The 4,836-nt window shown below is 65.1% G+C and carries 5 protein-coding genes; 4 read left to right on the top strand and 1 reads right to left on the bottom strand.

The genetic code is table 11. The features are described 5' to 3' along the window. Positions 1-19 precede the first annotated feature (19 nt). Positions 20-1,447: a hypothetical protein gene (locus L6Q96_22885; GenBank protein ID MCK6557396.1), complete on the bottom strand. Its 1,428-nt coding sequence runs from the start codon at positions 1,445-1,447 to the stop codon at positions 20-22. A 335-nt stretch (positions 1,448-1,782) separates the two neighbouring features. Between L6Q96_22885 and L6Q96_22880 the strand changes: the two genes are divergently transcribed. From L6Q96_22880 to L6Q96_22865, 4 genes are all read left to right on the top strand, one after another. After that, complete coding sequence (locus L6Q96_22880) at positions 1,783-2,079, top strand: tyrosine-type recombinase/integrase (protein ID MCK6557395.1); 297 nt, start codon at positions 1,783-1,785, stop codon at positions 2,077-2,079. A gap of 350 nt (positions 2,080-2,429) precedes the next feature. Next, a complete protein-coding gene (cas1, locus tag L6Q96_22875; protein ID MCK6557394.1) occupies positions 2,430-4,151 on the top strand; it encodes a CRISPR-associated endonuclease Cas1 in 1,722 nt (573 codons plus the stop codon). Between the two features lie 105 nt (positions 4,152-4,256). Then, positions 4,257-4,547 carry a CRISPR-associated endonuclease Cas2 gene (gene cas2, locus L6Q96_22870; GenBank protein MCK6557393.1) on the top strand — a complete coding sequence of 97 codons (291 nt, stop codon included), beginning with the start codon at positions 4,257-4,259 and terminating at the stop codon, positions 4,545-4,547. A gap of 70 nt (positions 4,548-4,617) precedes the next feature. Further along, positions 4,618-4,836, top strand: a 219-nt coding sequence (locus tag L6Q96_22865) for a type I-U CRISPR-associated protein Cas7 (protein ID MCK6557392.1), incomplete at its 3' end; no start/stop codon positions are given.

Raw genomic sequence — 4,836 nt, 5'->3', positions numbered from 1 at the left:
CAACGGAAGTGGTTTAGATTCACTCTCCCGTGCCTGTGCTGCTCTCTCCAGTCGGCTGTGACGACCCATCTATATCCCAAGTCCGATCGCCCGTCTGTTTCCGTTCGGCTGCTCGCGTGCACAACCTCTCGACGAGCTTTCCTGCGCCGAGCCCGGCAAGTTCACCAGCGCCAACGAGGAAATATCCAATGGCACCGCTCGCATTGGGATGGATTTGCATAGTAGCAAAAGACGCCATTACACCCGCCACCGTGCCCACCATGAGCCCCGCGGTGCCCCAAACAGCCAGATACGTTGGATGGCGCCCACGGCCCTGATCTATGACCGCGCAGATATGTTCGCAGTACTCCTGTAGCCGAGCAGCTAACTCATTCGCTGTATCTGCGTTGTCATTCTTCTTCCATCGATCGAGGGCGTCGAAATAAGCGCGCGCCATCGGAGTTGGGTTGTCGGCCGTGCCGCGTATCTCCTCAAGGCGCCAGGGATCGACGTTCAACAGTTCCTCGACTGTCGGGAACTGAAAGCTCGTTAACGCGGTTAGCCGCACGGGTGCAGACCGATCGGCGGTGCTTGGGCCACGACCGAGGATTACTCGCCGTGTATCAACACTTACGGAGAGGGCGAATTGTCGCTGGGTCGTCAGGCCAGCGAAGTTGTCCGCGTAGATGTCCGCGACAAGCTTACACAAGGCCCACACCTTTGCCCCGTCTGGAAGCGTCCTGGATTTTGCGACAACGTCACTGAGTGAGGGCAGTATCGCGGGACGCTCGCCAGGAAATAGACGATCATGCAGCGCTGTCCCGAAGTCCGTGACGCGCAATCCTCGATGGCCTCTGCCCGTAGCCGGGTTCACAGTGGCTTCAGTTCTCCTGAGCCCCTCGTACAGCACGGGGCGGCCAACCTCGCGAACGTATTCCCACAGACCAGTATCGGGCTGCTGCGCCCAGGTCGATTGATCCTCGAATAGTTTCGTCACCCGCCGCTGGAGCACTTCGCTGAACACGATCTTGTTCTTGCGGCCTTCGTTCCACCCGACGTGGGTGATGCGTCCCACATTGTCGTACCTCTCAGCAAGTCTCTTAGCCTCTTCACACGTGATCCCCAAGCCCCAAGTTCCATCCGCCATCGACTCCACAAAACGTCCAAGGCTGGTGAAGTCATCTCGAACGCAGGGTACTGCCGCGCCGATGCGCAGCGCTTGTTCGATCCACGATGTGCAGAAGGGCTTTTCACGGCCTTTCGCCAGCGTCTCATGCCCGTGACTGACAAGGTCCTTGCAGTACCGCGAAGCGAATCCGGCATCAAGCCACTCGACACGGCGTTCCAGAAGATGAGAGAAGAAGAACTGCTGCAACCAGACCGAGTGGTACGGTTGGTAGAAGTGTGCAGCATTCTGTGAACCGGCGAACCAAACGCCACGAGACTGTTTGGGTGTACTTGGTTCCACGGCGGACCCTCCGACCGTCATCGCGTCTTGTCGTTTGTACCAGAAATGTCAAGTCTATCGAGTCATGAAGCAGGGAAGGAATCGACATAACAGGACTTGCACCGCCTTGCCATCTCCCCGCCCCCGAGGTAACTCGGCTACGAGTTGGTCGCGTAAACGCTCCTGCGGAAGGGGGTTAGGCGCGGCCCGTCGGGAGCGGAGCCATGGAACAGCCTCGTACGCGCACGAGTACCCCGCACGGATATGTGGAATCGGACCTGGACCGGCACCCGGTTCTGTGCCAGGCCCCGCCCCGGCGGAGGCGGCCCAAGCCCAGGACCCGGCGGCCCGCGGAGGTGCTGACCGACGCTGAGGTCAGAACGCTGCTGGCGGTCTGCGGGGACGACCCGGTGGGGGTCCGCCACCGGGCGCTGCTGGTGATGATGTACCGGGCCGGGCTGCGGATCTCCGAGGCGCTGGCGCTACGCCCCCACGACGTGGACCTCGCGGCGGGCACCGTCCGCGTCCGGTTCGCCAAGGGCGGGCGGGACCGGGTGGTTGGCCTCGACCCCGGGGCTGGGCGGGACGCCGGGCGGTTCTGGCGGTACCGGCGGGGTCGCCGCTCTTCTGCTCGCGGTCGGGGAAGGCGCTGACGACGGCGTACATCCGGCGGCTGCTACCGATCCTGGGGAAAACGGCGGGCATCGCAAAGCGCGTCCACGCCCACGGGCTTCGCCATACCCACGCCGCCCAGCTCCGGGCCGAGGGGGTGGACATCGGCATCATCTCCCGGCAGCTCGGGCACAGGTCGATACTGACGACGATCAGGTACCTGGACCATTTGAACCCGACCGCCGTGATCGCTGCGATCCGTTCCCGCTCGTGGTGAACTGCTTCCCGCGACCTGCCGATGCTGAATAACGGTTCAGCTCGGGGGTGCTCCATGACATGGCCAGCGCGAGGTGTTGCCGAGCACGCGTACTGCCCGCGGCTCTTCTATTACATGACCGTGGAAGGCGTGTTCCTTCCCAGCGCGGACACCGAACAGGGCGCGGGCGTTCATCGGCGGGTCGATCGACCAAGCGAAGCGGTCGCGGGGCCAGCGCTGCGCGACAAGAAACCCACATCGAAACTTGAGGAGCAGGACGGCGACCCGGACCGCCCGCGGGCCGTTCGGAGCCTCGTGCTGACCAGCGAGCGGCTGGGGCTGACGGCCACGCTTGATCTCGCCCAGATCGAGGGGACGACCGCGGTGCCCGTGGAATACCGCAAGGGAAGACCGAGGAGATCGGGCCAGTCCGTCGAACCCGCCGACGAGATGATGGAGGAGCCCCGGCTGCTGCCCGGCCCCGAGCCGTGGCCGACCGACCGGGTCCAGCTCGGCCTGCAGGTGCTGCTGCTCGAGGAGTCGGGGTACCGGGTCCCGGAGGCATACCTCTATTACAGCGCCGAGAAGCTGAAACTCCGCGTCCAGGTCGATGACGCGCTGCGTCAGCAGGCACTGGCTGAACTGGAGGCGGCAAAACGCACGTCCGAAGGCTTGCGGCCCCCTCCGCTGATCAACGATCCGCGATGCCCGCGTTGCTCGCTCCAGCCGATCTGCCTGCCCGACGAGATCAACCACCAGCGCCTGACGAGCCTGACCATCGATGGACGCGCCGACGGGCACCCGAAAGAAGAACTCACGCCGCGGAAGCTGTGGCCGCCGCGGGATGATGGCATCCACGTCGTGCTGCAACGGGAGGGAGTGAGGGTCGGGGTCCGGGGCCAGGCGGTCCGGGTAACGGACAAGGAGGGGTCTGTGGTGCGGGACCTGCCGCTGGCGAACATCGAGTCGCTGGCGGTGCTGGGCGGCGTGCAGGTCTCAACGCAGGCGCTGACCGTCTTCGCGGATCACGAGGTGCCGGTGGCGTTCATGTCGTCCGCGGGCAGGCTGGTGGCGATGATGGACCCGCTGGGCCCGACAAGCGCGGCGGTGCGAGCCGCCCAGGTCCGGGTGCTCGACCGGCCCGACAAGGCGCTCGAACTCGCCCGGGCGGTCACGATCGCCAAGATCTCCAACCAGCGCACGCTGCTGATGCGCAACCACGCGAGCCTGCCTGGGCGAGTCCCCGGCGACCTGCAAGAGTGCATGAACGCGGCCGAGCGGGCGATGACGGTCGATGAACTCCGCGGTCACGAGGGCAACGCCGCCGCGATTTACTTCGCGCACTTTGCGGGGATGTTCAAGGAGGGGGTCAAGGAACTCGGAGCTCAGTTCGATGCCAACGGCCGCCAGCGCCGGCCGCCGCCCGACCCGGTCAACGCGGTGCTGTCGTTCGGGTACTCGATGCTGACCAACGAGTGCACCGCGGCGCTGCGGCTGGCGAGCCTCGAGCCCACGCTGGGAGCCCTGCACTGCACGCGGCCCGGACGCCCGGCGCTCTCGCTGGACCTGATGGAACCCTTCCGGCCCCTCATCGCCGACTCGGTGGCGGTGTCGGCCTTCAACCGCGGTGAACTGACCGAGGGCCACTTCTTGAGTACGGCGGCGGGCTGCTCGTTGACGGACGCCGGGCGGAAGGCGTTCTTCGCCGCGTACGGCCGGCGCATGGACACCGAGGTCCGGCACCCGGTCTTCGAGTACCGGCTGAGCTACCGCCGCATGCTCATGCTGCACGCAAGGCTGATCGCGGCGTGGCTGCTCGGCGAGGTTCCAACGCTGGCGTTCCTGACGACCCGGTGAACCCTCGTGTGCACACGAGGGTCCTGGCGGACGACTGACTTGCGGATTCGAGGCTGACACCATGCTGTCAGTGTCTTGGTGAACCGCGATCAAAGGGGTGCGACGATGCGTCGGTGCTACCTGGTCTGCTACGACATCCGCAACGACAAGCGGTTACGTCGCGTGCACAAGCTGATGAAGGCGTACGGCGAGCCGTGGCAGTACTCGGTATTCTACTGCTCGCTGCGGTCGATCGACCGCGTGCGGCTGGAGCTTGCGCTGCGGGAGGAGATGAACCAGAAGGAAGATCAGGTGCTCATCGTGGACCTGGGAGCGAACGAGGAATCCGCGAGGGAGTCGTCTACGTTCATGGGGGCTGGCGTTCCGGAGGCCGAGAGCGGGGTGGTGGTGATTTAGTCACACCTTTTACCAACGTATTCCGCTGAGGAAGTAGCACTGAGCCATCTAATGCGCAGGAAGGGGTCAAATGAGTGCGAGGGAACTGACTTTGAACGTTCTCCAGGCCGCGGTCTCCGGTCGGGCAGTCGCGATACGGTGCCGGACGATCCTGCAACCAGCGGCCGGACCGGGCACGAAGGTCTTTCCGCCGACGCACGCGGGGGGCGTCTACGCGACGGAGAAGCGCCGCATCGCCGTGGAGAGCACGTCCGGCGCGGGAGGAGAGGGAACCGGGGGTGGGGGGGGG

The organism is Candidatus Binatia bacterium (assembly GCA_023150935.1).
Lineage (GTDB): Bacteria > Desulfobacterota > Binatia > HRBIN30 > HRBIN30 > JAKLJW01.
The sequence above is the reverse complement of the archived record's forward strand: the minus strand, read 5'-3'. Positions and strand labels throughout refer to the sequence as shown.

Excerpts from the sequence above, each read along its gene's own strand:
- cas1 (MCK6557394.1), top strand. The coding sequence starts at position 2,430 with ATGACCGTGGAAGGCGTGTTCCTTCCCAGCGCGGACACCGAACAGGGC.
- cas2 (MCK6557393.1), top strand. The coding sequence starts at position 4,257 with ATGCGTCGGTGCTACCTGGTCTGCTACGACATCCGCAACGACAAGCGG.